Raw genomic sequence first — 26,775 nt, 5'->3', positions numbered from 1 at the left:
GATAGACGTTTCGATGATGATTGTTGTCGACTGTCCCCGGCAAAGCCATGTCGTATCGTGTCAGTATGTTGTGAATTCGGATCACGTGAGGATTGCCTGTGAGGACAGACGAGCCAGGCGTCCCGTCGCTGGCCTTCGTGCAACTGCTGAGCAGTCCGGCGATCGACGCGGACGCCGTCGAGCGTTTTCGCGTCATCATGGCGCGCGAGGGAACCGGTGAGCTGGCTCTCATCCGGACCCAGGGCGAGGCACCGCTGCGATGGTTCCGCGAGGTCTATCCCGACCTCGACATCGAGCAGGCCACCCGGCTCGGGATCGCCTGCGCAGAACACGCGCAGCTCACATCCTTCGGACCGTTGAGTGTCCCGTTGGTCAGCGCGTGCACCGTCGAAGAAGTCGTGGAGCTGCTGACCTATCTGCCCTTGATCACCAACGCGGTCACCACGCAGTTCCAACCGCAGCAGGACGACCTGACGATCCGGCTGTCGGGGAACGCAGGCGACCCCGATCTCGACTGTCTGGTCGTCACCTACTGCGGACTGGCACTCCTACGGCTGATCGACCTGGTGGTCGTCGAGGCCTCGGAGGCAACCATGCACAGCCACTGGCCGGAGCCGAGCGTGCTACCCCGAGAGGCCGCGAGCCGGTCCCGGCTCGAGTTCGACGCCCCCTTCTCCTACCTGCACATGCCCGCGAGGACGCTTCAGGCTGCCTGCCGCTTCCCCGACCCGATCTCCTACGAACTCGCCGTCACCGAGCTCCAGCAGGCGCTCGCGTGCCGAGCCGACACCCCGGAGTTCACCCGCAGAGTCTGGGCGTTGCTCGACGACGGGTCCGGGGCAAGGACGATCCAGTCCGTCGCGGACGAGTTCTCGATGTCCTCGAGCACCCTGAAACGGCGCCTCGCCGCTGAGGGGACCAGTTTCCGCGAGCTGCTGCAGCAGTCGATGGTCGACCGCGCCAGGAAGCGGCTTCTCGACCCCTCCACGTCGGTCGGCGAGGTCGCCAACGAGCTGGGCTACAGCGATCTCACCAACTTCTCGCACGCCTTCAAGAAATGGACCGGCAGCTCACCGAGCCACTTCCGACGTGAGCACGAGGTCCGTTGAGGCGAGAGTGCTCAGTCCGAGCTTCCTGACGGGTCCACGGGTGCATGCTCGCCGGCCTCCCCGGCGTTCCCAGGACCAATGAAGGCGTCGTCGGCAAGCCCGACGCCGGGGGCCATGCGGCCGTAGGTCTGCTCGAGGGCCGTCTGGATCCGGTCCAGCGGGAGGTCGTCGAAGCTGCCGTGGTCCCGCACGTACTCCATGTGCCGGGTGCCGTCGGAGGGTGAAGGCGTGCATGAGCGCGTCGCTCTGTCCGTCGAAGTCCACCGGGGGCACGTCGAAGCGCTCGCACAGCTCGACATTGAAGGCCGGCGTCGCCTTCATCCATCGCCCGTCGAGGTGGACGCTGCAGTACCCGTGGTACACGAACAGGTCCGTGCCACCCATGACGGCCCGTAAGGTGTCGGTCTGCAGGTGGTTGCGGACGTCAGCGAAGCCCAGCCGGGCGGGGATGCCCACGGCCCGCAGCACCGCGGTCAGAAGCACCGCCTTGGGAACGCAGTAGGCGCGGCCCGCCTCGAGCACGTAGCTCGCCCGGTAGTGCGCAGGATCTCGGGACACCGAGTAGGGGTCGTACCAGACCCTGTCCCGGACCGCTGCGAAGAGGAGGCTCGCTCGCTCACGAGGGCTCGACGCGCCGGCGATCACCTGCTCGGTGAAGTCGCGCACCGAAGCGCTGTCGTGATCAAGGAAGAAGGTCGCTCGAGGTGCGGTCCCGCGGTCGGCGTCATCGCCGCCGCCAGTGGGCATTGCTACTACGAGCAGGGCAGTCCCTTCTTGAGCCATGCCTCGTCACGGTGATCGGCGGGCTGCAGACCGATAGTGAGCCACACCAGAACAGCCGGTGGGCAGCCGCGTGGAGAGCTCCCCGCCGATCACCTGGACCGAGTCTGGCCAGACACCGGCCCTACGGGAATCGTCTAGTAGCCGCGAAGGTCGCACTCACCCGGACTTCGCCCGTCGCGGTCGCGAGGTGGGTGGGTCGTGGCAGTCTGAAGCTGTGACCGAGCAGGATCCGTGGGTAGAGGCTGAGACTTACACCTGGGAGCAGGACATGCGACGGGAGTTGGCCGACTCCGCGAGCGGCGAAGATGCCTGAGCCGCCGTGGCCAAGCCCGGACAACCCGATGCTGGCCGCGTTGCTGCACGACGCTGGCAAGAACGTCGACGCTCTCGGCGTAGACGCCGCGTTCATCCAGTTAGCGACGCACTGTTGGTTCGAGGGCGGGATTGAGGCCTACGACCGTGGCCAGCGCGATGCTCGCGGAGCGCCCGCCGAAGGCTGACAGGGGATTCGACCCGGTACCACTTACGGTCCACATTGGGCCCGCGCTACTCGGTGCCAGGCGGGTATCCTGAGATCGGACGCGAGGGCGCATCCCTCACCACACCGTGCGAATCGGTAGCTTCCGATCCAGGACCGAAGTAGTCGCGACGCCCTCGACGGCGTCCAGAGGTCGCAGGTTCAAATCCTGCCCCCGCTACAAAGTTCAGGCTCGGAATCCACGGATTCCGAGCCTGAAAACATTTAGAGACTTGATCGAGTGTCCACTTAGTGACTGGCCATCCGGACAGCGCTGTCGCGCACGGTGAGCGCTCCCGCCGCTCGCCGCAGGGGGCGCAGAGTGGAACCTCACGACTATCGTCGGCTGGACCGTCACTGACACGCTCGTCCGATAGCTGCGCTGTCAAGGTAAGTATCCGATCGGATACTATATGGATATGGCTCAAGGAAACGTGATCAGACAGGCCCGCGACGAGGCGTGCCTGTCTCAGGCCGCCTTGGCCGAGATCTCAGGTACCTCTCGGCCCACGCTGTCGGCATACGAGCACGACCGGAAGTCGCCCACCCTGGCCACCGCAGCCAGGATCGTCGCCGCCGCGGGATATGACCTCGCCATCACCCCCCGCATCGAGTTCCGGCACGTCGCTGTCGACCGCGGCCGCCCGGTCCAGGTCCCCACCGCGCTACCCAGGCTGCCGCTCCACCGCGCCCTGGCCACCGTGGAACTCCCGCTGCACCTGAACTGGTCCGACGGAGCCCGCCGCTACGAGCTGCGCGACCGCCGCCAACGGGCCCGGGTGTACGAGATCGTCTTGCGCGAGGGCCGGCCCGACGACGTCCTCACCTACGTCGACGGCGCGCTGCTGGCCGACCTGTGGGACGAGCTCGTGCTCCCGCGCGCCATCCGCACCGCGTGGCATGCCGTCGCTACGGGTGAGACCACCGGGAAGGTCGCCTGATGGATCGCCCCCAACAGCTCACGGATCTCCAGGTCGATCTCGCCGCCGTCTTCTTCGGCCTCGACGCAGCCGAGGGCTACGTCGTCGCCGGCGGTGCCGCGCTCCTCGCCTCAGGCCTCATCGACCGGCCCACCGAAGACCTCGACCTGTTCGCCGCGACACCCACCACGTCAGTGACGCCGGCCAAGGACGCCTTCGTGCAGGCGCTTCGCGAACGGGACTGCGGCGTGGACCTGATCCAGGATGGACCCACGTTTTGCCGGATGGTCGTCACCCGGGCGGGGGAGGAGACCCTGGTCGACCTCGCCATCGACTCCCCACCCCACAGCAGACCGACCATCACCGTCCTCGGCCCCACCCTGGCGCCACTCGAACTCGCCGGCCGGAAGCTGCTGGCTCTCTTTGGCCGGGCCGAGGCTCGCGACTTCGCCGACATCTACGTACTCGCACACCACTTCGGCAAAGAGGCCCTCATCGAGCAGGCGCGGACGCTCGACGCGGGCTTCGACCTCAGCGTGCTGGCCCAGATGACCAAGACCATCGAACGCTTCGACGACCAGGAGATCCCACTCGCCGCTGACGATCTCTCGAACGCCCAGACGTTCTTCACCGACTGGGCGCGCGAACTCAGCTAAAGGCTGGGACGGATGATGTGTCCTTCCAGCATTCCCCGGCGCCAAGCGGGATCTTCGACCACGGGATCAGCCTTCTCTGTTCCTCAAAGACGAGGAGCGGCTGCAGCGCGAGATCGCCAAGCGTCGCGCGGGCCCGTGGGCTCTCGCTATGAGCCTCTCTGCAGCGCGTCCCCTCGCGCACGCTGCGGCGCTTCTCGCCGGCGCGGGAGCTGCCGACCGCCGTCGGCTGCGACAAGAATCCGACCGCGCTGGGCGCAGCAGCGCATCGGTTGGCTGTGTCGGTGCTGTTCCGTAACGTCGTTCGGGACAAGACACGAAGGAGCTGGCCGTGCAGAGGATCGTTGTGAACGCTAAGCCGGGAGGCTTCGCTCTCTCGCGCGAGGCCGCTTCTGCGCTTGGACTTGAGATGGACGATGAGCCGTCGTTCATGAAGCCTATCGGGTCATCGGGGAAAACGCGCTTGCCAGAGATGATGCCCGCCTTGTCGACGTGGTCGAGCGCCTCGGCCGGCATGCGAGTGGCCCGCACGCCGAACTCGTCGTGATCTGCATCCCCGACGGCGTCGACTGGGGAATCGCGGAGTACGACGGCGCCGAGTGGGTGGGCGAACGACATCGCGCGTGGATGCCGAGGGAGAGCGACGTAGTGGGCTACGACGGGGTGCTCCAGACACCCGCAGCCATCGTCGCGCCGCGCAACGACAAGCCGCCCTCATCGAGCAGAGCGAAGCGTTAGACGCAGGATCCGCCCTCAGCTCAGAGCAGGGCTGGGTGAGACATCAGGACTGCCGCCGACTTCGACCGTCGTCGGAGGCCCTGGTGGCCGTCGACAGCAGCAGGCTGGCTGCCTCGCTGAGGCGTTCGCCGCTCCGCCAGACCGCGGTCAGCGGCCTCCGCAGGTCGAGTTCGGTGGGCACCGCCCGTAGGCGTCCGGTCTCCAGTTCGGCGCGCACGGCGAGTCTGGAGGCGACGGCAGGTCCCACTCCCGCCACGGCGGCGCCGATCAGTGCGGCGGTGGAGGAACCTTCCAGGGCGATCTCGGGCTGTCGCCGCAGCGCCGACTCGAAGGTGCTGCGGGTGCCGCTGCCGGGCTCGCGCAACACCCAACGTGCGGCAGCGAGCTCATCTCGGGTCAAGGGCGTCGAGCGGCGAGCCCAACGGTGGTCTCTGGCTACGACGACTTCCAGCTGGTCGTGTCCCACGACCGCACGGGCCAGCCCTACCGGGAACAAGGAGGACTCGATGAAGCCGATGTCGACGTTGCCGGCTCGCACCTCCGCTGCCACCGCCTCGGAGTTGACGACCCGGAGCTCCGGCTGAATGTCTGGATGGCTGACGTGGAGCTCGCCGAGCCACCGCGGCAGCAGTTGCTCGGCGATGGTCAGGCTGGCTGCGACCACCACTGCGGCATGGCGTTGCGAGGCGAGCGTGTGCATCGCGGCCACCATCGTGTCAGCCGCGTGTAGGAGCTCCCGGGCCCAGGCGACGGCGGCCTCGCCGTCGCGGGTCAGCTTCGACCCGCGGGCGGAACGGTGCAGGATCGCGACCTGCCACCGCGCCTCGAACTCCTTGACCCGGGCGCTGGCGGCCGGCTGGCTCAGGCCGCGCGTGCGTGCGGCGGCGTTGAGGCTGGTCGACTCCGAGACCGCGACGAGCAGGCGCAGCGTCTCCAGGTCCGGGTCACGAGTCATCACCAAATCCTATAGGTCGCCACCGATCAGGGGGTTCGCAAGGCGCTCTCGGCGGGAGAGGGTCCAACCATGCTCGTCACCCTGATGGCTCCGGTGGCCCGGGGTCGCGCCTACCTTCCGCCGCTGGCAGCCGCCGTACTCGCGATGCTGCTCAGCGACGTGGTGCCGATGCTGGGCGCGTTGCTCCTGGCGCTGTTGTTCGGGGCCGTGCTCGCCAACTCGGGCTGGGTCAGCTCTGAGTTCTTGGCCGACCAGGCGGCCGTCACCAAGGGGCTGCTCAGAGCCGGAGTGGTCCTGCTGGGATTGCGTCTCCCGTTCCAGGAGATCGCCCGGGTCGGTGTCACCGGCGTACTGGTCGTGGTCGTCACGGTGAGCGTGACCTACTTCCTGACCCGCTGGTTCGGTACTCGGATGGGACTGGACGCTGGGCTCGTGACGCTCCTGGCCGCTGGGTTCTCCATCTGCGGCGCGGCCGCCATCGCGGCCGTGAGCGACGTCGTACGCGCCCGCCAACGAGATGTCGCTCTTGCCGTGGCCATGGTGACGGTCTTCGGCGGGCTGATGATCGGCTTCGTGCCCTGGGCGGCGGCCCTGCTCGGACTCACCGACGTGCAGTCGGCCGTCTGGGCGGGAGCCAGCATCCACGAGGTGGCCCAGGTCGCCGCCGCCGCCTCCCTCATCGGCGGCAACGCGGTCGCCTTCGCCATGCTGATCAAGCTGGGTCGAGTGGCGATGCTCGCGCCCGTCTCCTGGCTGGCCGGCCGAGCCCACGCCGCGAGCGGGACCTCGCCGATGGTCCCCGGGTTCATTCTCGGCTTCGCGGTGATGGCCGCAATCCGAACGATGGCGCCGCTGCCCGTCGCCGTACTCGATCTCGCCGACACGGCGACCACCGTGCTGCTGGCTGGCGGCATGTTCGGTCTGGGTGTCGGCCTGCGCCTGCGCGACCTGTGGCCCGTCCCGCCCCGGGTGCTCTGCCTGGCGGCGGCCTCCACTGCCATCGCTCTCGGTACGTCGTTGGCCCTGATCCTGATCCTCTTCTGATCGGCCAACGGCTTGTCCTGCGTGCCTCGGTTTGAGGTGGTGCCACGTGGGCAACGGTCGGCATGGAACTCACCGCACTTGCCTTCGCCGTGCTCACCGCCATGGTGGGCTCGTACATGGCCGGACTGCTGCTGCGGACCGGCCGACCGGCGTCCACCGCAACTCGGAGCCGACTGCCGTCCTGGGCGGTGCTGGGCCACGGATTTCTCGCGCTGGTGGGCATCGCCGTGTGGATCATCTACGTGTTGCAGGGGAGCGACGGACTCGCCTGGGCGGGGTTGGTGGTGTTCGTCCTCGCGGCCTCCGGAGGAACATTGATGTTCCTGCGGTGGCGCCTTGACCGGCGTGGGTCGCGTGCTGAGGTGGAGCGCCGCAAGCGTGACCTGGCCGAGCAGCAGATCCCGTCATCCGCGGTGCACCTGCACGGAGCCTTGGCGTTCGGCACGCTCGTACTGGTTCTGCTCGTCGCAGTTGACGTTGGCTGATCCAACCGGGCGTCCGCCGGCAACGCGTCAGGTGAGCTCCCGGTTGAGCTCACGAAGGAACTCGTCAGCCATCCCCAGCTGAGCCTCGAGCTTCACGCGACGGTCGGCGGCCTCCGCGAGGATCGCAGCCAACCGCGCCCGCGCCTGGTCATGCTCCGCCGGACGGTTTCGGTCGCGCAACGCCTCGATGTCACGCATCGCGGCGCTCATCTGATCGAGGGTGAACCCGAGGGGCTTCATCCGCCGGATCACCAGGATCCTCTCGACGTCGGCCTCGGTGTAGAGGCGGAAGCCTCCCTCCGTGCGCCCCGAGGGCCGCAGCAGCCCGACCTCCTCCCAGTGACGCAGGCTCCGCAGCGACAGCTCGGTGCGGGCGGCGACCTCGCCGATCTGCATGACGGCGGGGGAGGCCGCGGATGGCTCGCTGGTCAGGGCGGGCCTCCCTTCACGGTCCTCGAGTTCAACTCTCACGTTACGTGAGGTTAGAGTGATGCACAGACTTTTGCCGGCGAAAGCCGGGATGCGCCCATGGTGCACCACCTCAACTCAGATCCAAGTCGTGCGGGCTTTTTGCCCAGCCCCCCGGCGCTGACCTCTGCCGCCCCGAATGGAGCCGTGCTCTTGAGCACCACCCTGACTCATCACCCTGAGCCCACCGTGCGCGCCGCACTGCGCTCACCCAAGCTGCTGCGCACCGAAGTCCTCGCTGGTCTGGTGGTCGCGCTGGCCCTCATCCCCGAGGCGATCTCCTTCTCGATCATCGCCGGCGTCGACCCACGAGTCGGACTCTTCGCCTCTTTCACGATGGCTGTCTCGATCGCCTTCCTGGGCGGTCGGCCGGCGATGATCTCCGCCGCCACGGGGGCCGTCGCTCTGGTGATCGCGCCGGTCGCGCGCAACTACGGCATGGACTACTTGATCGCCACCGTCCTGCTGGCCGGTGTCCTCCAGATCGTCCTCGGGCTGGCCGGCGTCGCCCGCCTGATGCGGTTCATCCCGCGCTCGGTGATGGTGGGCTTCGTCAACGCCCTGGCGATCTTGATCTTCCTCGCCCAGGTGCCGCACCTGGTCGACGTGCCATGGCTGGTCTACCCGATGATCGCGGTCGGCATCGCCGTCATGGTGGCGCTCCCGAAGGTCACGAACGTCGTCCCGGCGCCCCTCGTCGCCATCGTGGCCCTGACCGGCTTCACCCTCCTGGCCGCGCTCGACGTACCGGATGTCGGTGGTGAAGGCGAGCTCCCCGACAGCCTTCCGTCGCTCTTCATCCCCGATGTGCCCTTGAACCTGCAGACCTTGGAGATCATCGCCCCCTACGCGCTCGCGATGGCGCTGGTGGGCCTGCTGGAGTCGCTGCTGACGGCGAAGTTGGTCGATGACATCACCGACACCCACTCCGAGAAGACCCGCGAGGCGTGGGGTCAGGGAGCCGCCAACGTCATCACCGGCTTCTTCGGCGGCATGGGTGGTTGCGCCATGATCGGCCAGACCATGATCAACGTGAAGGTCTCCGGTGCCCGCACCCGGATCTCCACGTTCCTCGCAGGCGTCTTCCTGCTCGTCCTCGTGGTCGGGTTCGGCGACATCGTCGCGCTCATCCCGATGGCTGCGCTGGTCGCGGTGATGATCATGGTCTCGGTGGGCACCTTCGACTGGCACAGTGTCCGACCCGCCACCCTGCGCAGGATGCCGAAGTCGGAGACGCTGGTGATGGTCTCCACCGTCGCCGTGACCGTCGGGACCCACAACCTCGCGATCGGCGTCGGCGTCGGTGTGCTGGTCGCCATGACCCTGTTCGCCCGCCGGGTCGCCCACCTCACCGACACCCACCGCGAGCTCGTCGAGGGCGCAGACGGGGCTGTCACGGCCGTCTACACCGTCAGCGGCGCGCTCTTCTTCGCCTCCAGCAACGATCTCTACACCCAGTTCGAGTACGCCGATGACCCCGACCGCGTGGTCATCGACCTGTCCCAGTCGCACGTGTGGGACGCCTCGACCGTGGCGGCGCTGGACGCCATCGCGACCAAGTACGAGCGCAAGGGCAAGACGGTCCAGATCGTCGGGCTCAACCAGGCCAGCGCCGAGCGGCACGGGCGCCTCACCGGCGAGCTCCCCTCGCACTAGGGCGGGCAGGCCCGCCCGTCGTCAGCCGCGCGGCTGTTCCACACCCATCAGGGCTGATTGCGCCAGTAGTCGTTCGCGGCGGCGATGGTGGCGAACTCGACGGCCACCACGTGTGCTGCCATGGTGAGCGCCTCCGCGTCGGAGGCGTACCCCGGACGCAGCGTCTTTCGGACATCGGCGTCGGGCTGGATGGCGCCGATGCTCTTGCGTGCCACGGCGAGGGCGAGCTCTCGCCCTTCCTGCGGGGTCGCCGTGATCAGGGTGTTGCCTGGGATGAGCTCCATGGCTGGACCTTCCTCGTCGGTGTCCGTCAGCGACCGTGCCGGCTGCTGTCGGCATCCTCGCATCGGAACAGCCGGACCGGCTGTTGATGCTCGAGCGTTCGGCGAAAGAGGTGACCGTTTTACTGCTGATTGGCCCGGTCAGGTGACTCACGCGGGGAAGTGCTGCTCCGCCCAGGCCCAGTCAATCCGCTCCTGTTCGAGCCGCACCCGTTCACCGAGTCGGTCGGCGACCAGGTCGTCGTACACCTCGTGCTCGGTGGGAGTGAGGCGCGTGAGGGCGGCGGCCGTGGGCGTCGGCTCGCTGCCCCAGCGATCGCGGTGGCGCAGCAGCGTGGAGCGGTCCATGAGAACCGACCGTGTGTGCGGCAGCCAGGCCCTCAGCCGGTCGAGGATGGCGAAGCCGTGGGTGTCGAGATCGCCCCAGTAGACGACGTCGGCCCCGGCCAGCCACGGGAGGCGGCCGATGCGGTCGACCTCGAAGCCCTTGCCCCAGAGCACGGCACCGTCCAGGGGGATGGGCACGCTGAGGTAGGTGATCTCGTTCTCGCAGACGAGCACGGTGCGGGGGCGGAGGTCGAGCGCGGCCAACTCGTCGCCGCGGACGGCCAGCTCGGTCAGCGGCGCGGGCAGACCAAGGCCGGGGGAGACGCGCAGCCGCACCAGCTCGGGCTTCGCCCGGAGCCCGAGGTCGGTGAGGAAGCCGATCGCCGTGGTCGAGACTCCGAGGAGGGCGGCGAGCGTCGGCCGATGGCGTTCGGCGAACTTGGTGTCGACACCGGGCGCGCTGATCTCACGGAGGTACCTGCCGGAGCCGCGCTGCGCGTCGAGCCAGTCGTACGCCGCCAGCAGCCGCGGCCACTCGGCCTCCAGGCCGAGCGCCTTGTGCGGGTGGGAGAGCACCCATGCCCGCACCCTCGGGTGATCGGCGACCAGCGCCTCGACCTCGGTGAAGCGATCGACTTCCGCAGCGACCCCCAGCAGCGCCCATGCCTGGGCGTAGCTCTCCACCACAGCACGGGCGGGAATCTCGTTGCGGCCCACGTGGCGTCCGCCGATGGTGGTGTGGACCAGGCGATACCGAGCTCCAGCGACCTTCTCCAGCCGCGCGACCCAGGCCCGGACCGCGTCGAGGTCGGCTCCGATCTCCGCCGGACCCGGCCCGCGCAGGGCGACGTCCACGACGGGGAAGTCCTCACCGGCGGCGAGAGCCCGCAGCAGCGACCCATCGTCCCAGCGTCGGCGTACCTTCGCCCGGACGTCCTCCGGCGTCGACCAGCGTGCGCTCACCGCGTGCTTCCGGCGCGCCGCTCGTGGAACGTGGCACTTGGAGGTTCGGATCGGGATGGGGTTTACGGGGTGGCTCGGTGGTGCGTGGTCATGTTCAGGGTGGAGCGGGCTGGATGGTGCGCGGTCGTCGGTCGCGATGAGGGCTTGTTCGGGGTGCGGGAGCGAGGGCTGGTGGGTGGTGAGTGATCGCCAGAGGCGGGCTCACTGTCGTAGGTCACTGTCAGAGTTCGAATCGACCTGAGCTAGGGATGACCAGATGAGTCAGCAGACGATCAAGCAGCGGGCACGGAGGAAGGCGCATGACGCGGTGGCGCGGCAGCGCAAGGAACGCGCCGAGCGGGAGCGGCGGCTAGAGAACCTGGCGGTGCAGGTCCTGACGGCGGTCGAGGAACGCGATGCGGCGGTGGCCGACACCGAGCAGCGCGCGGGAGCGGCGCTGCGTCAAATGACCGAGGCCGAGGGTCTGACGCTGAGCGAGGCGGTCGAGTGGTGCGGGGAGGAGATCTCCGTGCGGGAGGCGACGCGGCTGCGGCGACTGGCGGGGGACGACGGCGCCGACACGGCGGGCGAGTCGAGCGGGCCGACGAATTCGGCGGCGGCCCAGGGTGGGGGAGTGAGTGCCGGTACGGCGGCTGGATGACGCCGGCCTCGCGGCGGTGGCAGCGGCGATCGCGGACGCGCGGGTGCTCGCGCGGTACCGGGCCAAGGTGGCGACGGTGCCGGGCAGCGAGTGCCTGTGGTGGACCGGGGCGGTTGCCGGTCGGTCCGAGCGCGAGCGCACGGACGGCGGCGGCCATGGCCGGTTCTGGTACGCCCCGGGGCGCGTGATCATCGCGCACCGGTTCGCGTTCGCGGTGATGAACGGAGTGGAGGCGCTCGCGCAGGCGCGGCTGCTCGGGCACCGGTGTCACAACCCGCTGTGCCAGCGGATCGCGCCGGACCACGTGGTGGTGTCGAGCGCGGCGCAGAACCGGCGCGAGTGGTCGGTCCAGCGGCGGCTGCCGTACAGCCCGCTGGCCGACCCGCGCGGGCCGCGTCGGCGGGCGCGGGAATTGCGCGACCTCGCGCGTGAGGACCCGCAGCTAGGGCGTGTCTCCCTATTCGCGAAGCCAGATGGTGATGGCGCGTAGGACCACGCCTCCTCGGTAGACCGCGGCGAGTTTGTCGTAGCGGGTAGCCAGACCGCGCCACTGTTTGTGGTCGTTGAAGGATCGCTCGATGACGTTGCGCCCCTTGTAGGTCGTGGCGTCGAATGCCGGCGGCCGGCCGCCGGCCGAGCCGCGACGCTTGCGGTGGGCGATCTGGTCCGAAGGCTGCGGGATGACCGCTCGGACACCTCGTGATCGCAGCTCGGTGCGAATCGCGCGTGAGGAGTAGGCCTTGTCGCCGAGCACCGCATCCGGGCGGGTGCGCGGCCGCCCTGGCCCCATTCGCTTGACGGCCAGGTGCGACAGGAGAGGCTTGAGCATGGGCGAGTCGCCGGACTGGCCTGGTGTCAGCGCGATGACCAGTGGGCGGCCCTGTCCGTCGACGAGCTGATGGATCTTGGTCGACATCCCGCCGCGCGAGCGACCGAGGGCATGGTCGGGAGGCTCGGCCCGCAGATCCTTGTAGTTCGGTTCAGCCCCCTGTGCGGCGCCCGGCTGGGACCTCGACCCGGCTCAACGTGGTGGCGTGCTGGTGAGCGCGGTTGATCGTGGAGTCGACCGAGACGTTCCATTCCACGGCTCCAGCGGCGTCGGCCTCAGAAACCAGGCGAGCGTGAATTCTGTCCCAGGTCCCGTCCGTGCTGAACCGCTTGTGACGCTTCCAGATCGTCTGCCACGGTCCGAAGGACTCCGGCAGGTCTCGCCACGCCACCCCGGTCCGGAGCCGGTAGACGATGCCCTCGATCACTTGTCGGTGATCGCGGAACGGCCGCCCCCTCTGCCCGTCAGACGAGGGCATCAGAGGCTCGACACGGGCCCATTGAGCGTCAGTCAGCACAGCAGAACGCGACATGAGTCAACAATCCCGGCCCGACCCCGCGTTCTTTAGGAGACACGCCCTAGACGCTCAGCGGCCTCGGTCGTCCTCATCAGTTCGTCACCTACGGCCATAACAGTAAATATCTCTTCCGGGCGGTTATCTGTAAAGCCGCCCAGGGACGGGGTCGTCATGCTGCCTGCGGCCAGCGCTCGAGCCCCGTGTGCAGCGGCAACCCCGGCCCTCAGTGCACCAGCGCGCCGGGCTCGACCTGGCGGGCCGGCTTGCGGCGGGGCAGGAAGAACGCCGGCACCAGCACCAGCGCCACCAGCACCGTGGCCACCACGAACGAGCTGCCGAAGGCCTCCGACATGTCGGAGAGGCCCTGGGCCAGCACGCCCGGCTCGACCGGGGTGCCGTCGCGCATCGCGGCCTGGGCCTGGCCGACGGCCGGGGAGTCCTTGAAGCCGTTGGTCAGCAGCACCGAGAAGACGGCCGTGCCGATCGACGCGGCGACCTGCTGGGTGATGTTCATCAGCGTGGAGCCGCGGGCGATCTCGTGGTCGCTGAGCGTCTGCAGCGCCGAGGTCATGATCGGCATCATCGTGCCGCCCATGCCCAGGCCCATGACGAACAGCGCGCCGATCAGGTAGGCGTACGACGGGTCGCCGACCTTGGCGAAGGCCTCACCGAGCTCGACCGAGCCGGGGCCTACCGAGACCTGGGTGAACATCGCCATCCCGACCACGATCAGGCTGATGCCGCTCATCACGATCTTGCCGGGGCCGATGCGGTCGGTCAGCACGCCCGCGACCGGCATCGTCAGCATCGCGCCGATGCCCTGCGGGGCCAGCAGCAGGCCGGCGCCCAGGGTGGTCTCGTCTCGCAGGAAGAGGAAGTACTGCGGGAAGAGCAGGCTGGCGCCGAAGAAGGCGATCGCGAAGAGCGACATGGCGATCACGGCGGTGGTCAGGGTGCGGTTGCGGAAGAGGTGCAGGTCCATCAGCGGGTGCTCGGGCGGCGCCTTGAGCGTGCGCAGCACGAACACGGTGACCAGCAGCAGGCCCAGGGCCGCGGTGACCAGCACCTTGCCCGCCAGCACGGTGCCCTCCTCGGGGATCGAGGAGACGCCGTAGAGGAACAGGGCCAGGCCCGGCGAGAGCAGGAGCATGCCGACGAAGTCGAAGCGCTCGGAGGGGGTGGGCGCGTCGGCGGGCAGCACCTTGGCGGCGTACACGAGCGCGAGGATGCCGATCGGCAGGTTGATCAGGAAGATCCAGTGCCACGAGGCGATGTCGATCAGCCAGCCGCCGAGGATGGGCCCGAAGATCGGGCCGAGCAGCATCGGCACGCCCAGCACCGCCATCACGCGGCCGATCCGGTGCGGGCCGGCGGCGCGGGTCATGATCGTCATGCCCAGCGGCATCAGCATGCCGCCGCCCAGGCCCTGCAGCACCCGGAAGAGGGTCAGCATCTCGACGGTGGTGGCGGCCGCGCAGAGCAGCGAGCCGGCGGTGAAGAGGGTCACCGCGAGCATGTAGAGGCGCTTGGTGCCGAAGCGGTCGGCCGCCCAGCCGGTCAGCGGGATCACCGTGGCCAGCGCCAGGGTGTAGCCGGTCATCGTCCAGGCGGTCTGCGCCGGGGTGGCGTCGAAGTCGGCCTGGAAGGTCGGCTGCGCGACGCTGACGACGGTGATGTCCAGGATCGACATGATCGCGCCCAGCACGACCACGCCGGCCACGAGCAGCACGTTCTTGTCGAGCTTGTCGTCGTCGGGTCGCGGGGCGGGCGCCGGGGTCGGCGCGGTGTCGGTGCTCACCGACCAAGGCTAGGTAGGGAGTCCTCTCAGCGCGAGCGGATATCGCGTGCGTTGGGTCACGTCGCGGCTCGGGAGGCGCGGGTCAGCCGCACACGGCCTCGACGGCCGCCACCAGCCGCGGGTCGTCGGGCGCGACCGTCGGGCCGAAGCGGGCCACGACCGCGCCGTCGGGTGCGACGAGGAACTTCTCGAAGTTCCACCTCACGTCGCCGGCCTCGCCGTCCTGGTCGGGGACACGGGTCAGCTCCTCGTAGACCGTGTGCCGCGAGGGGCCGTTGACCTCGACCTTCTCGCTCATCGGGAAGGTGACGCCGTACGTCGCGGAGCAGAAGGTGGCGATCTCGTCGGCGCTGCCGGGCTCCTGGCCGCCGAACTGGTTGCAGGGCAGCCCGACCACGGTGAAGCCCCGCCCGGTGTAGCTCTCGTGCAGCTGCTCGAGGCCGGTGTACTGCGGAGTCAGCCCGCAGCGGCTGGCGACGTTGACCAGCAGCGCGGCCCGGCCGCCGGTCAGGTCGCGCAGGGTGCCCTCGGTGCCGTCGAGGCGGGCCAGCGGTGCGTCGAGGATGCTCATGGCCCCCGAGCCTAGGACGCGCGCGCCCCGCCCCCGGGCACGTGGTCGGTGGCGGGGGCTAGCGTCGCGGACGTGAGCTTCGTCCCGGTCACCGGCACCGCGACGTTCCTGCCGGCCGACCCGCCGCGCGAGGGCGTCGTGGAGTTCGTCGACGCCCGGCGCACCGTGGCGCTGCCGGTGCGCGCCGCCCTGCCGGTGCTGACCAAGGCCCACGCCCGCGACGACCTGCACCCCAGCGTCGGGCTGCTCTCGGGCGCGGTGCTGCTCGGCATGCGCGTGGTCGCGGCCGGCGCGTTCGAGCCCGCGCCCGCCGACGGCCGCCCGCCGCAGTGGCGGGTGGCCCCGCTGGGCGACGACGACGAGGACCGGGTGCGGATGCTGGCCCGGGCCCGCGCCCACGAGGGCTGCGACGAGGCCGAGGCCGAGCAGGTCGTACGCCGCGTGCTCGACGCCGTGGTCGACGCGATGCCGCGCGGCGCCCCGGTCGCGCCCTCCCGGCCGGCGCGGCCGCGGCCCGGGCCGGCCGAGCGCCCCGGGGTGACCGCCGCCGGGGAGGGCGGCCTGCAGCCCTCGGCCGACTTCCGCGACCGGCTGCAGCGCCGGATCGCCCGGCACCGCCACGCCGGCCGGCTGCCGCACCTGGTGACCGTCAGCCTGCGGGTCGAGGCCGACGAGGAGGAGCTGCTCGGCGGCACCGTGCGGGTGGTCCTGCAGGTGCACGACGAGCGCGACCCGCTGCACGTCACCGACGCCGCGTCGCTGTGGCTCGACGAGCCCGAGGTGCACGGCTTCGGCGAGCGGGCCCGCACCCACGCCACCATCGCGCTGCGCGCCGCCGCCGAGGCGTGGCCGGTGCTCGAGCGGCTGCTCGACCTGCGGGTCCCCGACCAGCTGACGCTCGACTCCGACGAGCTGGTGAGCCTGCTCGACGACGGGGTCGCCGCCCTGGCCGGTCTCGGTGTCGACGTGCTGTGGCCCAAGAGCCTGGGCCGTGAGCTGACCACCCGCGCCGTGCTCGACAAGGCGCCCCGCAGCCCCGGCCCGCGCGAGGAGCCGCTGCAGACCGGGCTGCTGACGCCCGAGAGCATGTTCGCCTTCCAGTGGCAGGTGGCGCTGCACGGCGACCCGCTCACGCCCGAGGAGATGGACCAGCTCGCCGAGGCCGCCTCGCCGGTGATGAAGCTGCGCGGGGCGTGGACCGTCGTCGACCCCGCGGTGGCCCGCCGGGCCCGCAGGCGGCTGGTCCGCGAGGTCCGCCCCGCCGAGGCGCTGGCCTCCGCGCTCACCGGCGTCGCGGCCGTCGAACGCGGGGCCGAGAACCAGGAGAGCGTGGTGGTGGGCGCCAGCCTGCTGCAGGTGCGCGACCGGATCACCAGCGCCGCCACCCGCGACCCGGTGGAGCCGCCCGCGGGCCTGGCCGCCACCCTGCGCGACTACCAGCGGCACGGGCTGACCTGGCTGGCCGACCTGACGTCGTACGGGCTGGGGGCCTGCCTGGCCGACGACATGGGCCTGGGCAAGACCGTGCAGGTCATCGCCCTGCACCTGCACCGGGTCGAGGCCGCGCGCGCCGAGGGCCGCGAGCCGCTGCCGTCACTGCCGACACTGGTGGTCTGCCCGACCAGCCTGCTCGGCAACTGGGAGGCGGAGGTGCGGCGCTTCGCGCCGGGCGTGCCGGTGCGGCGCTTCCACGGCTCCGCCCGCAGCCTCGGCGACCTCGAGGCGGGGCTCGACGGCGACCCCGGCTTCGTGCTGACCACCTACGGCACGATGCGCAGCGACGCGAAGGACCCCGAGACCTCGAGCCTGCGCCCGGTGGCGTGGGGGGTCGTGGTCGCCGACGAGGCCCAGCACGTGAAGAACCCGCGTGCCGCGACCGCCCGGATGCTCCGCACCCTGACCAGCCAGGCCCGGGTCGCGCTCACCGGCACCCCCGTCGAGAACGACCTGACCGAGCTGTGGGCGATCCTCGACTGGGCGATCCCGGGCCTGCTCGGCAGCCGCAACGCCTTCCGCCGGGTGTGGGCCGCGCCGATCGAGACGGGCGAGGAGCCGACGAAGGCGCGCCAGTTCGCCGACCTGATCGCGCCGTTCCTGCTGCGCCGGCGCAAGTCCGACCCCGGCATCGCCCCCGAGCTGCCGCCCAAGACCGAGACCGACCACCCGCTGAGCCTGACCCGCGAGCAGGTGGTGCTCTACGAGGCGTTTGTGCGCGACACGATGGAGCGCATCGAGCGCGCCGACCCCGACTCGCGCCGCGGGCTGGTGCTGATGCTGCTGACCGGGCTCAAGCAGATCTGCAACCACCCCGCCCACTTCCTCAAGCAGGCCGGCGGCCGGCTCGGGGGCCGCTCCGAGAAGCTCGACCTGCTCGACGAGCTGGTCGGCACGGTGCTGGCCGAGGACGGCGCCGTGCTCGTCTTCACCCAGTACGTCGCCATGGCCCGGCTGCTCGAGCGGCACCTGGCCGTCAGCGGGGTGCCCACCCAGCTGCTGCACGGCGGCACCCCGGTGCGTGAGCGCGAGGCGATGGTGCGCCGCTTCCAGGACGCCCCGGCCGGCGAGGCGCCGGTCTTCCTGCTCTCGCTCAAGGCCGGCGGCACCGGTCTCAACCTGACCCGCGCCGACCACGTCGTGCACTTCGACCGGTGGTGGAACCCCGCCGTCGAGGAGCAGGCCACCGACCGGGCCTACCGGATCGGGCAGACCCGGCCCGTGCAGGTGCACCGCCCGGTGGTGCGCGGCACCATCGAGGAGAAGGTCGCCGAGCTGCTCACCCGCAAGCGGGCGCTGGCCGACGCGGTGCTCGGCAACGGCGAGGCCGCGCTGACCGAGCTCAGCGACGACGAGCTGCGCGACCTGGTCACCCTGCGCCGGGAGGACTGAGTGGTGAGCGGGCAGACCGTGGTGCACCCGCGGCTGCCCCCGCGCCGCCGCACCAGCCGCGCCGACCGGTGGTGGGGCAAGGCCTGGGTGCGTGCGGTCGAGGAGTCGGCGTACGCCGAGGCCGACCTGGTCGCGGGTCGCTCGCTGGCGCGCTCCGGGCAGGTGGGGGCGATCGAGGTGGGCCCCGGCTCGGCCGTGGCGGTCGTCGAGGAGCGCGGTGGTCAGTGGCGGGTCGAGGTCGCGGTGCCGGTGCTCGACGACGCCGGCGCGGCGGCGCTCGTCGAGACCGTCGCCGCCCAGGCCGGCCGCGTCACCGCGCTCCTGGCCGGCGACCTGCCCCACGAGCTGGTCGAGCACGCCGAGGAGGCCGGCGTCGAGCTGCTGCCCTACGGCGGCGAGCTCGAGACCACCTGCAGCTGCGAGGGGTGGGTCGACCCGTGCGTGCACGCGCTGGCGGTGCTGCACCAGCTCACCTGGCTGCTCGAGGCCGACCCGTTCGTGCTGCTGCACCTGCGCGGAACCGGCCGCGAGGAGCTGCTGGCACGGCTGCACGCCCGCGCGCCCGACGTTCCCGACGGCGACGCCGAGCCCGACGACGACGACCTGACCACGGCGTACGACGCCGCCGCGCGCGCCGCCCGGCTGCTCGAGGTGCTGCTGGGCGACGGGCCTCCCGAGGTGGACCACCTGCTGTGACCGGTCGCGCTGGTCTCCCGGCGTAGCGTGGGGAGCATGAGCGTGAGCACCTCCGACGACCTGCGCCTGGGCACCCGGTTCGCCGACGCGCTGCCCGAGCTGGCGGTGCGCTGGCAGGCCGACGAGGCCCCGGAGCCGCGGCTGGTGGTGCTCAACGAGCCGCTGGCGCACGACCTGGGCCTCGACCCGGCCTGGCTGCGCAGCGACGACGGCGTGGCCCTGCTGGTGGGCGCCGTGCTGCCCGAGGGCGCCACGCCGGTCGCGCAGGGCTACGCGGGCCACCAGTTCGGCGGCTACTCGCCCCGGCTCGGCGACGGCCGGGCGCTGCTGCTCGGCGAGCTGGCCGGCCCCGACGGCGAGCTGCGCGACCTGCACCTCAAGGGCTCGGGGCGCACCCCGTGGGCGCGCGGCGGTGACGGGCTCGCCGCGCTCGGACCGATGCTGCGCGAGCACGTCATCAGCGAGGCGATGCACGCCCTGGGCATCCCGACCACCCGGTCGCTCGCGGTGGTGGCCACCGGCCGCGCGGTGCACCGCGAGCAGCCGCTGCCCGGCGCCGTGCTCGCCCGGGTCGCCTCCAGCCACCTGCGGGTCGGCAGCTTCCAGTACGCCCGCGCCAGCGGCGACCTCGACCTGCTGCGGCGCCTGGCCGACCACGCCATCGAGCGCCACCACCCGGCCGCCCGCGAGGCCGGCCCCGGGGGAGCGGCGTACCTCGCGCTGCTGGAGGAGGTGGTCGACGCGCAGGCCAGGCTCGTCGCGCAGTGGGTGCTGGTCGGCTTCGTGCACGGCGTGATGAACACCGACAACATGACCATCTCGGGCGAGAGCATCGACTACGGCCCGTGCGCGTTCCTCGACGCCTACGACCCGTCGACGGTCTTCAGCTCGATCGACACCGGCGGTCGCTACGCCTTCCGCAACCAGCCCGCGGCCGCGCAGTGGAACCTCGCGCGGCTCGCCGAGGCCCTGCTGCCGCTCATCGACGACGACGAGGAGCGCGCCGTCGCGGCGGCGACCGCCTCGCTCGAACGCTTCGCGACGGCGTACGCCGACGCCTTCACCGACGGCGCGGCCGCCAAGCTGGGCCTGCCCGAGGGGCTCGAGCGGGCCCTGGTGGCCCCGCTCGTCGAGGACCTGCTGGCGCTGATGGCCGCCGCGCGGGTCGACCACACCTCGTTCTGGCGCTCGCTGGGCGACGCGGCGCGCGGTGACGCCGAGGGTGTGCGCGGGGTGGTGCTCGACCTGCCCGGCCTCGACGCCTGGCTCGAGCGCTGGCGCGCCCTCGACCCCGACGCCGACGCGATGGACCGCGTCAACCCCGTCTACGTGCCACGCAACCACCTGGTCGAGGAGGCCCTCGAGGCCGCCACCGCGGGCGACGTGGCGCCGCTGCACCGGCTGCTCGAGGCCGTCACCGCGCCGTACGACGAGCGGCCGGGCCTCGAGGCCCACGCGCGCCCGGGCCCGGAGGGGGCCGGGCCCTACGTGACGTTCTGCGGCACCTGAGCCAGGCCCGCCGGCTCCAGGCCGAGGGCGCCCAGCGCCATCCGGTGCAGCAGGTCGCCCATCGCCGGGTCGGGCAGCAGCGCGCTGTGCGGGGTGGAGTTGATCAGCCCGAAGGCCGCGTGTGCCATCGACCGCGCCTGCTCGAGGCCGAGCCCGGGGTGCACCGACTGCAGCTCGCGGGCCCACACGTCGACGTAGGCCCGCTGCAGCGCCCGCACCTGCTCGCGCGCCTGCTCGGGCAGCGACTCCCAGTCGCGGTCCTGCACGACGATGAGCGGGCGGTGGCGCAGCGCGAAGTCGACGTGCCAATCGACCAGCGCCACCACCGCGGCCCGGGCGTCGGGGGCCGCGGCCACCCGCTCGCGGCCCACCTCGAGCAGCTGCTCGCTGATCGAGACCAGCATCGCGGCCAGCACGGCGTCCTTGGAGGCGAAGTGCTTGTAGAGCGCCGGCCCCGACACCCCGCAGGCCGCGCCCAGGTCGGCCACCGAGACCCCGTGGAAGCCGCGCTTGGCGAAGAGCTCCGCCGCGGTGGCCAGGATCTGCTCGCGCCGGGACATGCCTCGAGGTTAGCGCCCGTTAACCCCGACCCGGCCCATATCTCGCGCCCACCCGGCCCATTCCGGCATCCCGGGTGTCAGTTCGGGCCGGGTCAGCGCGAGATATGGGCCGGGTCGTGGTGGTGAGGCAGGTTAATGATCGCTAACCTGGGCGGGTGAGCGAACTGAGGGACCTGGTCGCCGACCTGCGCGAGCGGCTGGCGGCGGCACGGACGGGCGGCAGCGAGGCGGCGCGGGCCAAGCACACCGGGCGCGGCAAGATGCTGGCCCGCGAGCGGGTCGACCGCCTGCTCGACACCGGCAGCCCCTTCCTCGAGCTGAGCCCGCTGGCGGCCACCGAGATGTACGGCGCGCCGGGGGAGACGCCGGTGCCCAGCGCCGGCATCGTCACCGGGATCGGCCGCATCCACGGGCGCGAGTGCGTGATCGTGGCCAACGACGCGACCGTCAAGGGCGGCACCTACTACCCGATGACGGTCAAGAAGCACCTGCGCGCCCAGACCGTCGCGGCCGAGAACCACCTGCCCTGCGTCTACCTCGTCGACTCCGGTGGGGCGTTCCTGCCGATGCAGGACGAGGTCTTCCCCGACCGCGAGCACTTCGGCCGGATCTTCTTCAACCAGGCGAACATGTCGGCCGCCGGCATCCCGCAGATCGCCAGCGTGATGGGCTCGTGCACCGCCGGCGGCGCCTACGTGCCGGCGATGAGCGACGAGACCGTGATCGTCAAGGAGCAGGGCACGATCTTCCTGGGCGGCCCGCCGCTGGTGAAGGCGGCCACCGGCGAGGTCGTGACCGCCGAGGAGCTCGGCGGCGGCGACGTGCACGCCCGCACCTCCGGCGTGGTCGACCACCTCGCCGACGACGACGCCCACGCGCTCGACATCGTGCGCAGCGTCATCGGCACCCTCCCCCCGGCGCGCCCCCACCGCACCGCGGCCGCCGAGGTCGAGGAGCCGCACGAGCCGCCCGAGTCGCTCTACGACGTGGTGCCCACCGACACCCGCACGCCCTACGACGTGCGCGAGGTGATCCGGCGCGTCGTCGACGGCAGCCGGTTCCACGAGTTCAAGAAGCTCTACGGCGACACCCTGGTCTGCGGCTTCGCGCGGATCTGGGGCCACGAGGTCGGCATCGTGGCCAACAACGGCATCCTCTTCAGCGAGTCGGCGCTCAAGGGCGCCCACTTCATCGAGCTGTGCAACCAGCGCGGCATCCCGTTGGTCTTCCTGCAGAACATCTCCGGCTTCATGGTCGGGCGCGAGTACGAGAACAACGGCATCGCCCGCGACGGCGCCAAGCTCGTCACCGCGGTCGCCTGCAGCGTGGTCCCGAAGTTCACCGTCGTCATCGGCGGCTCGTACGGCGCCGGCAACTACGGCATGTGCGGGCGGGCCTACGACCCGCGCTTCCTGTGGATGTGGCCCAACGCCCGGATCTCGGTGATGGGCGGCGAGCAGGCCGCCGGCGTGCTCTCCACCGTGCGCCGCGACGGCCTGGAGGCCCGCGGCGAGGAGTGGAGCGCCGAGGACGAGGAGCAGTTCAAGGCCCCGATCCGCGAGCAGTACGAGACCCAGGGCTCGCCCTACTACGCCACCGCGCGGCTGTGGGACGACGGCGTCATCGACCCCGCCGACACCCGCCGCGTGCTCGGGATGGGCCTGGCCGCCACGGCGTACACGCCGATCCCCGAGCCCCGCTACGGCATCTTCCGGATGTGAGATCACCCCACGACGTTCTTCGTTCCCCCGCTGCGCTCCTCCACGATCAACGCCGCGGGGACCCCGAGGGAACCAAATGATGGAGACGCACATGCATACCCTCCTGGTCGCCAACCGCGGCGAGATCGCCCGCCGGGTCCTGGCCACCGCGCGCCGCCTCGGCTGGCGCACCGTGGCCCTGCACACCGACCTCGACGCCGGCGCGCTGCACGTCACCGAGGCCGACGTCGCGGTGCGGGTCGGCTCCTACCTCGACATCGACGAGGTCGTCGCCGCCGCCAGGGACACCGGCGCCGGCTTCGTGCACCCCGGCTACGGCTTCCTCTCCGAGCGGGCGCCCTTCGCCCGGGCGCTGGCCGAGGCCGGCGTCACCCTGGTCGGCCCGACCGCCGAGGTGATGGACGCGATGGGCCGCAAGGACGCCGCGCGCGACATCGCCGTCGCCGCGGGTGTGCCCGTGGTGCCGTCGTACGACCTGGCCGACGACCCGGCCTCCTTCGCCTACCCGGTGCTGGTCAAGGCCGCGGCCGGCGGCGGCGGCAAGGGCATGCGGGTCGTCCGCTCGGCCGGTGAGTACGCCGAGGCGCTGGGCGCCGCGCGTCGTGAGGCCAGCTCGTCGTTCGGCGACGACACCATGCTCATCGAGAAGTACGTCGAGTCGGGCCGCCACGTCGAGGTGCAGGTCATGGGCGACACCCACGGCCACGTGGTGCACCTCTTCGAGCGTGACTGCTCCACCCAGCGCCGGCACCAGAAGGTGCTGGAGGAGGCCCCGGCCCCCACGATCAGCGACGAGCAGCGCTCTGCGATCACCGCCTCGGCCGTCGCGCTGGCCGCTCAGGTCGGCTACACCGGCGCCGGCACCGTCGAGTTCCTCCTCGACAACGATTCCGGCGAGTTCTACTTCCTCGAGATGAACACCCGCCTGCAGGTCGAGCACCCGGTCACCGAGGAGGTGGCCCGGGTGCGCGGCGAGCGCGTCGACCTCGTGGCGCTGCAGCTGCAGGTCGCCACCGGGGAGCCGCTGGGCTTCGACCAGGACGACGTCGGCCTCGAGGGACACGCGATCGAGGCGCGCGTCTACGCCGAGGACTCCTTCGGCGGGTTCCTGCCCCAGGCCGGCACCGCCACGCTGGTGCGCTGGCCGGCGAGCGTCGAGCGCCAGGGCGCCCGGGTGCGCGTCGACCACGCGCTGGTCTCGGGCCAGGAGATCTCCACCGCCTACGACCCGATGCTCGGCAAGGTCGTGGTGTGGGGCGGCGACCGCGAGGCCGCCCGCACCGGCCTGGTCGCCGCCCTCGACGACACCGCCGTGCTCGGGCTGACCACCAACACCGGCTTCCTGCGCGCGCTGGCGGCGGGGGAGGAGTTCCGCGACGCCACCATCGACACCGCCTGGCTCGACCGGCACGAGGTGCCCGCCCCCGACGGCTACCTGGCCCGGGTCCTCGCGGCCTGGACCCAGGTGCTCCTCGACACCGGCGAGGCCGACGCCCCGGCGGGCGGCCCGGCGGGCGCGCCGCCCAGCGGCCCCTGGCACGCCGACGGCTGGCGGATGGGCGCCGACCCGGCGCCCGACACCGTGACCCTCGACGGCACCAGCCTCGTGGTCGACCGGCACCGCGGCCGGGTCGACGACCACGAGGTCCGCACGGTCTCGGTCGCCGACCACACGGTGCACCTGATCGTCGACGGCCACGCCGAGCACGCCGTGCTCGACGTGCGCTCCGGCGACGTCGAGGTGGCCCACCGCGGGCAGCGCTGGGCCTGGCAGCGCCCCGACCCCTTCGCCGACCACGGCCCCGAGGTCGGCGACGGCTCGCTGGTCGCGCCGATGCCCGGCACCGTGCTCGACGTCCGCGTCGAGCAGGGCCAGCGGGTCGCCGAGGGCGACGTGCTCGGTGTGCTGGAGGCGATGAAGATGGAGCTGGCCCTGACTGCGCCCTTCGACGGCACCGTCACCACGGTCGACGCCGAGACGGGACGCCAGGTGCCGCTGGGGCACGTGTTGTTCCACGTGGAACCAAGCGACCAGGAGGGGGAGCAGGCATGAGCGGGGCTGCTGGGCGCGAGCCCGCGATCGGCGCGCTGCCCATGCGGGTGCCCACGCCCGGCCTGCCCGAGCGGGTCACGATCTACGAGGTCGGGCCCCGCGACGGCCTGCAGAACGAGCAGGCGCTGGTGCCGCTGGAGACCAAGGCGACGTTCGTGCGCCGCCTGGTCGCCGCCGGCCTGCCCGTCGTCGAGGCCACCAGCTTCGTGCACCCGAAGTGGGTGCCGCAGCTCGCTGACGCGGCCGAGCTGGTGGCGCTGCTCGAGACCGACGACCAGCTCGGCGACCGGGCCCGCGACCTAACGGTGCTGGTGCCCAACGAGCGCGGCCTCGACCGGGCGCTCGAGCTCGGCATGCGCCACGTCGCGATCTTCGGCTCGGCCACCGAGACCTTCGCGGCCAAGAACCTCAACCGCACCCTGTCCACCCAGATGGAGATGTTCGAGCCGACCGTGGCCCGCGCCCGCGAGGCCGGCCTCGACGTGCGCGCCTACGTCTCCATGTGCTTCGGCGACCCCTGGGAGGGCCCGGTGCCGATCGAGCAGGTCGTCACGGCCGGGCGCCAGCTGCTCGACCTCGGTGCCTCCCAGCTCAGCCTCGGCGACACCATCGGGGTCGGCACCGCCGGCCACGTCACCGCCCTCGTCGAGGCCTTCGCCGAGGCCGGCGTCGGCCCCGAGCGGCTCGCGCTGCACTTCCACGACACCTACGGCCAGGCGCTGAGCAACGTCCAGGCCGGGCTCCGCGCCGGCGTCACGACGTACGACGCCTCGGCCGGCGGGCTGGGCGGCTGCCCCTACGCCGTCAGCGCCACCGGCAACCTGGCGACCGAGGACCTCGTCTGGCTGCTCGACGGCCTGGGCATCGAGCACGGCGTCGACCTCGGGGCCCTCGTGGCCACCAGCGCGTGGATGGCCGGGGAGCTCGGGCGCCCCAGCCCGTCGGCCGTCGTTCGGGCCCTCGGGGCCGATCGGGCACAATCACCCGCGTGAGCAACCGACGCGTCTACCTGCACATCGGCGCGCCGAAGACCGGCACGACCTACCTGCAGGACCGGCTGGCCCGCAATGCGAAGTCGCTGGCCTCCCACGGCGTGACGCTGCCGACCCGCAGCCCCGTGGTGAGCCCGGGGCTCTTCCACTTCCGCGCCGCGCTCGACCTGCTCGGCCAGGACTGGGGCGGCGAGCCCGGCCACGCCGAGGGCAGCTGGGAGGCCCTGGTGCGCCGGGTCAAGCGCAGCAGCGGCACCGTCATCGTCAGCCACGAGATCCTGGCCCCCGCCCCGGCCGAGGCGGTCGCCCGGGCCAAGCGCGAGCTGGGCGGCGCTGACGACGTGCACGTCGTCTACTCGGCGCGCGACCTGGGCCGCCAGCTGCCGGCGGCCTGGCAGGAGAGCATCAAGCAGGGTCGCAAGTGGACCTACCGCCAGTTCCTCAAGAAGGTGCGCCAGCGCCAGCCGTGGTTCTACCGCTCCTTCGACCTGCCCTCGGTGCTCGGCACCTGGAGCGCGGGCCTGCCACCCGAGAACGTCCACGTCGTCACGGTGCCCCAGCGCGGCGGCGCGACCGCGCCCGACGCGCTGTGGCAGCGCTTCTGCGCCGCCTTCGGCATCGACCCGGCCTGGGCGCCCGAGGAGTCCGAGCGGCGCAACCCCTCCCTGGGGGCCGCCGAGACCGTGCTGCTGCGCCGGCTCAACAAGCGGCTGGGGCGTCGTACCCGCCGCGAGGTCACCTACGACACCCTCGTCCGCGACCTGCTCGCCGAGCAGGAGCTCGCGGGCCGCAAGGGCGCCGCGCCGCTGGGGCTGCCGCCCAAGATGTACGACTGGGCCGAGGCCGAGGCCGAGCGCTGGATCGAGTACGTCGAGGGTTCCGGCGTGCAGGTGCTCGGCGACGTGGCCGACCTGCGCCCGCAGCGCCCGGCCGACGGCACCTGGGTCGACCCCGACAAGATCTCGGCGCGCGCCGAGCTCGCCGTGGCGATCGACGCGCTGACGGCGATGACCCGCGAGGCCGCGCGGCGCGAGGACCCCGACCAGCAGCTGGTCAACCGGGTCCGCTCCCAGGCCCGCCGCCTGCGCGACCAGTGAGGCGCCG

25 protein-coding genes and 2 pseudogenes are annotated in these 26,775 nt (G+C 71.6%); 17 read left to right on the top strand and 10 right to left on the bottom strand.

Annotation, left to right across the window (positions count from 1 at the left end; all coding sequences use genetic code 11):
- The first annotated feature begins 98 nt into the window (after positions 1-98).
- Positions 99-1,109, top strand: coding sequence for an AraC family transcriptional regulator (locus JOE61_RS09865; protein ID WP_068111730.1), 1,011 nt, complete (start codon positions 99-101; stop codon positions 1,107-1,109).
- A gap of 11 nt (positions 1,110-1,120) precedes the next feature.
- On the opposite strand, the gene JOE61_RS21670 is transcribed toward JOE61_RS09865, so the two are convergent.
- Both JOE61_RS21670 and JOE61_RS21665 read right to left on the bottom strand, forming a co-directional pair.
- Positions 1,121-1,309, bottom strand: coding sequence for a hypothetical protein (locus tag JOE61_RS21670; protein WP_227492395.1), 189 nt, complete (start codon positions 1,307-1,309; stop codon positions 1,121-1,123).
- A 169-nt stretch (positions 1,310-1,478) separates the two neighbouring features.
- Positions 1,479-1,856 (bottom strand): annotated as a pseudogene (locus JOE61_RS21665) (transglutaminase-like domain-containing protein); the annotation flags it as partial.
- 341 nt (positions 1,857-2,197) lie between these two features.
- Between JOE61_RS21665 and JOE61_RS09855 the strand changes: the two are divergent.
- From JOE61_RS09855 to JOE61_RS09840, 4 genes are all read left to right on the top strand, one after another.
- On the top strand, positions 2,198-2,392 hold the full coding sequence (locus JOE61_RS09855) for a hypothetical protein (RefSeq protein ID WP_135268400.1): 195 nt from the start codon (positions 2,198-2,200) through the stop codon (positions 2,390-2,392).
- Positions 2,393-2,843: 451 nt separating this feature from the next.
- On the top strand, positions 2,844-3,350 hold the full coding sequence (locus tag JOE61_RS09850) for a helix-turn-helix transcriptional regulator (RefSeq protein ID WP_307822913.1): 507 nt from the start codon (positions 2,844-2,846) through the stop codon (positions 3,348-3,350).
- A complete protein-coding gene (locus JOE61_RS09845; RefSeq protein WP_193671114.1) occupies positions 3,350-3,985 on the top strand; it encodes a nucleotidyl transferase AbiEii/AbiGii toxin family protein in 636 nt (211 codons plus the stop codon). The genes JOE61_RS09850 and JOE61_RS09845 overlap by 1 nt, the downstream gene beginning before the upstream one ends.
- A 489-nt stretch (positions 3,986-4,474) precedes the next feature.
- Positions 4,475-4,720, top strand: coding sequence for a hypothetical protein (locus JOE61_RS09840; RefSeq protein ID WP_193671115.1), 246 nt, complete (start codon positions 4,475-4,477; stop codon positions 4,718-4,720).
- Positions 4,721-4,763: 43 nt separating this feature from the next.
- On the opposite strand, the gene JOE61_RS09835 is transcribed toward JOE61_RS09840, so the two are convergent.
- Complete coding sequence (locus JOE61_RS09835) at positions 4,764-5,675, bottom strand: LysR substrate-binding domain-containing protein (RefSeq protein WP_193671116.1); 912 nt, start codon at positions 5,673-5,675, stop codon at positions 4,764-4,766.
- A 69-nt stretch (positions 5,676-5,744) separates the two neighbouring features.
- Between JOE61_RS09835 and JOE61_RS09830 the strand changes: the two genes are divergently transcribed.
- Together JOE61_RS09830 and JOE61_RS09825 are read left to right on the top strand one after the other, a co-directional pair.
- On the top strand, positions 5,745-6,719 hold the full coding sequence (locus JOE61_RS09830; protein ID WP_193671117.1) for a YeiH family protein: 975 nt from the start codon (positions 5,745-5,747) through the stop codon (positions 6,717-6,719).
- A gap of 62 nt (positions 6,720-6,781) precedes the next feature.
- The gene (locus JOE61_RS09825) at positions 6,782-7,204 is read left to right on the top strand and encodes a hypothetical protein (protein WP_193671118.1); all 423 of its coding nucleotides are present in this window, start codon (positions 6,782-6,784) and stop codon (positions 7,202-7,204) included.
- Positions 7,205-7,231: 27 nt separating this feature from the next.
- On the opposite strand, the gene JOE61_RS09820 is transcribed toward JOE61_RS09825, so the two are convergent.
- Positions 7,232-7,600, bottom strand: coding sequence for a MerR family transcriptional regulator (locus JOE61_RS09820; protein ID WP_193671119.1), 369 nt, complete (start codon positions 7,598-7,600; stop codon positions 7,232-7,234).
- A 225-nt stretch (positions 7,601-7,825) separates the two neighbouring features.
- Here JOE61_RS09820 and JOE61_RS09815 point away from each other — a divergent pair, with 225 nt between their 5' ends.
- A complete protein-coding gene (locus JOE61_RS09815; RefSeq protein WP_227492391.1) occupies positions 7,826-9,328 on the top strand; it encodes a SulP family inorganic anion transporter in 1,503 nt (500 codons plus the stop codon).
- 47 nt (positions 9,329-9,375) lie between these two features.
- Here JOE61_RS09815 and JOE61_RS09810 read toward each other — a convergent pair whose 3' ends face one another.
- Complete coding sequence (locus tag JOE61_RS09810) at positions 9,376-9,612, bottom strand: hexameric tyrosine-coordinated heme protein (RefSeq protein WP_193671121.1); 237 nt, start codon at positions 9,610-9,612, stop codon at positions 9,376-9,378.
- Positions 9,613-9,759: 147 nt separating this feature from the next.
- Positions 9,760-10,899: a Wadjet anti-phage system protein JetD domain-containing protein gene (locus JOE61_RS09805; protein WP_193671122.1), complete on the bottom strand. Its 1,140-nt coding sequence runs from the start codon at positions 10,897-10,899 to the stop codon at positions 9,760-9,762.
- Between the two features lie 256 nt (positions 10,900-11,155).
- Between JOE61_RS09805 and JOE61_RS09800 the strand changes: the two genes are divergently transcribed.
- On the top strand, positions 11,156-11,539 hold the full coding sequence (locus JOE61_RS09800; protein WP_193671123.1) for a hypothetical protein: 384 nt from the start codon (positions 11,156-11,158) through the stop codon (positions 11,537-11,539).
- A gap of 16 nt (positions 11,540-11,555) precedes the next feature.
- Positions 11,556-12,029: a hypothetical protein gene (locus JOE61_RS09795; protein WP_307822912.1), complete on the top strand. Its 474-nt coding sequence runs from the start codon at positions 11,556-11,558 to the stop codon at positions 12,027-12,029.
- Here the strand turns inward: JOE61_RS09795 and JOE61_RS09790 are convergent.
- From JOE61_RS09790 to JOE61_RS09780, 3 genes and pseudogenes are all read right to left on the bottom strand, one after another.
- Positions 11,997-12,900, bottom strand: a pseudogene (locus JOE61_RS09790) (IS5 family transposase). The gene JOE61_RS09795 and the pseudogene JOE61_RS09790 overlap by 33 nt on opposite strands.
- A 208-nt stretch (positions 12,901-13,108) precedes the next feature.
- A complete protein-coding gene (locus JOE61_RS09785; RefSeq protein WP_193670901.1) occupies positions 13,109-14,683 on the bottom strand; it encodes a DHA2 family efflux MFS transporter permease subunit in 1,575 nt (524 codons plus the stop codon).
- An 82-nt stretch (positions 14,684-14,765) separates the two neighbouring features.
- Positions 14,766-15,254 (bottom strand): glutathione peroxidase, encoded by a 489-nt coding sequence (locus tag JOE61_RS09780; protein ID WP_193670900.1) that lies wholly within the window; start codon positions 15,252-15,254, stop codon positions 14,766-14,768.
- Between the two features lie 72 nt (positions 15,255-15,326).
- On the opposite strand from JOE61_RS09780, the gene JOE61_RS09775 reads away from it, so the two are divergent.
- The 3 genes from JOE61_RS09775 to JOE61_RS09765 are packed head-to-tail and all read left to right on the top strand — an operon-like array spanning position 15,327 to position 20,345.
- Positions 15,327-18,140 (top strand): DEAD/DEAH box helicase, encoded by a 2,814-nt coding sequence (locus tag JOE61_RS09775; protein WP_193670899.1) that lies wholly within the window; start codon positions 15,327-15,329, stop codon positions 18,138-18,140.
- Between the two features lie 3 nt (positions 18,141-18,143).
- On the top strand, positions 18,144-18,836 hold the full coding sequence (locus JOE61_RS09770; RefSeq protein WP_193670898.1) for an SWIM zinc finger family protein: 693 nt from the start codon (positions 18,144-18,146) through the stop codon (positions 18,834-18,836).
- 36 nt (positions 18,837-18,872) lie between these two features.
- The gene (locus tag JOE61_RS09765; RefSeq protein WP_193670897.1) at positions 18,873-20,345 is read left to right on the top strand and encodes a protein adenylyltransferase SelO; all 1,473 of its coding nucleotides are present in this window, start codon (positions 18,873-18,875) and stop codon (positions 20,343-20,345) included.
- Here the strand turns inward: JOE61_RS09765 and JOE61_RS09760 are convergent.
- Entirely contained in the window at positions 20,321-20,905 is a 585-nt protein-coding gene (locus JOE61_RS09760) for an SACE_7040 family transcriptional regulator (protein ID WP_193670896.1), read from the bottom strand. The genes JOE61_RS09765 and JOE61_RS09760 overlap by 25 nt on opposite strands.
- 155 nt (positions 20,906-21,060) lie before the next feature.
- On the opposite strand from JOE61_RS09760, the gene JOE61_RS09755 reads away from it, so the two are divergent.
- The 4 genes from JOE61_RS09755 to JOE61_RS09740 all read left to right on the top strand — a co-directional run bounded on the left by JOE61_RS09755 (position 21,061) and on the right by JOE61_RS09740 (position 26,768).
- Positions 21,061-22,626, top strand: coding sequence for a carboxyl transferase domain-containing protein (locus JOE61_RS09755; RefSeq protein ID WP_307822911.1), 1,566 nt, complete (start codon positions 21,061-21,063; stop codon positions 22,624-22,626).
- A gap of 91 nt (positions 22,627-22,717) precedes the next feature.
- Positions 22,718-24,679, top strand: a complete 1,962-nt coding sequence (locus JOE61_RS09750; RefSeq protein ID WP_227492325.1) for an acetyl/propionyl/methylcrotonyl-CoA carboxylase subunit alpha — start codon at positions 22,718-22,720, stop codon at positions 24,677-24,679.
- Positions 24,676-25,671 carry a hydroxymethylglutaryl-CoA lyase gene (locus tag JOE61_RS09745; protein WP_193670895.1) on the top strand — a complete coding sequence of 332 codons (996 nt, stop codon included), beginning with the start codon at positions 24,676-24,678 and terminating at the stop codon, positions 25,669-25,671. Before JOE61_RS09750 ends, JOE61_RS09745 begins: the two co-directional genes overlap by 4 nt.
- Positions 25,668-26,768 (top strand): hypothetical protein, encoded by a 1,101-nt coding sequence (locus tag JOE61_RS09740; protein ID WP_193670894.1) that lies wholly within the window; start codon positions 25,668-25,670, stop codon positions 26,766-26,768. Before JOE61_RS09745 ends, JOE61_RS09740 begins: the two co-directional genes overlap by 4 nt.
- The last annotated feature ends 7 nt before the right edge of the window (positions 26,769-26,775 follow it).

This window comes from Nocardioides salarius, from assembly GCF_016907435.1.
In the GTDB taxonomy this organism is placed as follows: Bacteria; Actinomycetota; Actinomycetes; order Propionibacteriales; family Nocardioidaceae; genus Nocardioides; species Nocardioides salarius.
This window is presented reverse-complemented; position numbering and strand designations above follow the sequence as displayed.

Bases quoted from the DNA above. Each gene is read 5' to 3' on its own strand.
- JOE61_RS09825 (WP_193671118.1), top strand. From the start codon at position 6,782: ATGGAACTCACCGCACTTGCCTTCGCCGTGCTCACCGCCATGGTGGGC.
- JOE61_RS09820 (WP_193671119.1), bottom strand. From the start codon at position 7,600: ATGCAGATCGGCGAGGTCGCCGCCCGCACCGAGCTGTCGCTGCGGAGC.
- JOE61_RS09800 (WP_193671123.1), top strand. From the start codon at position 11,156: ATGAGTCAGCAGACGATCAAGCAGCGGGCACGGAGGAAGGCGCATGAC.
- JOE61_RS09835 (WP_193671116.1), bottom strand. From the start codon at position 5,675: ATGACTCGTGACCCGGACCTGGAGACGCTGCGCCTGCTCGTCGCGGTC.
- JOE61_RS21670 (WP_227492395.1), bottom strand. From the start codon at position 1,309: ATGGAGTACGTGCGGGACCACGGCAGCTTCGACGACCTCCCGCTGGAC.
- JOE61_RS09830 (WP_193671117.1), top strand. From the start codon at position 5,745: ATGCTCGTCACCCTGATGGCTCCGGTGGCCCGGGGTCGCGCCTACCTT.
- JOE61_RS09750 (WP_227492325.1), top strand. From the start codon at position 22,718: ATGCATACCCTCCTGGTCGCCAACCGCGGCGAGATCGCCCGCCGGGTC.
- JOE61_RS09780 (WP_193670900.1), bottom strand. From the start codon at position 15,254: ATGAGCATCCTCGACGCACCGCTGGCCCGCCTCGACGGCACCGAGGGC.
- JOE61_RS09810 (WP_193671121.1), bottom strand. From the start codon at position 9,612: ATGGAGCTCATCCCAGGCAACACCCTGATCACGGCGACCCCGCAGGAA.
- JOE61_RS09745 (WP_193670895.1), top strand. From the start codon at position 24,676: ATGAGCGGGGCTGCTGGGCGCGAGCCCGCGATCGGCGCGCTGCCCATG.
- JOE61_RS09765 (WP_193670897.1), top strand. From the start codon at position 18,873: ATGAGCGTGAGCACCTCCGACGACCTGCGCCTGGGCACCCGGTTCGCC.
- JOE61_RS09855 (WP_135268400.1), top strand. From the start codon at position 2,198: ATGCCTGAGCCGCCGTGGCCAAGCCCGGACAACCCGATGCTGGCCGCG.
- JOE61_RS09845 (WP_193671114.1), top strand. From the start codon at position 3,350: ATGGATCGCCCCCAACAGCTCACGGATCTCCAGGTCGATCTCGCCGCC.
- JOE61_RS09760 (WP_193670896.1), bottom strand. From the start codon at position 20,905: ATGTCCCGGCGCGAGCAGATCCTGGCCACCGCGGCGGAGCTCTTCGCC.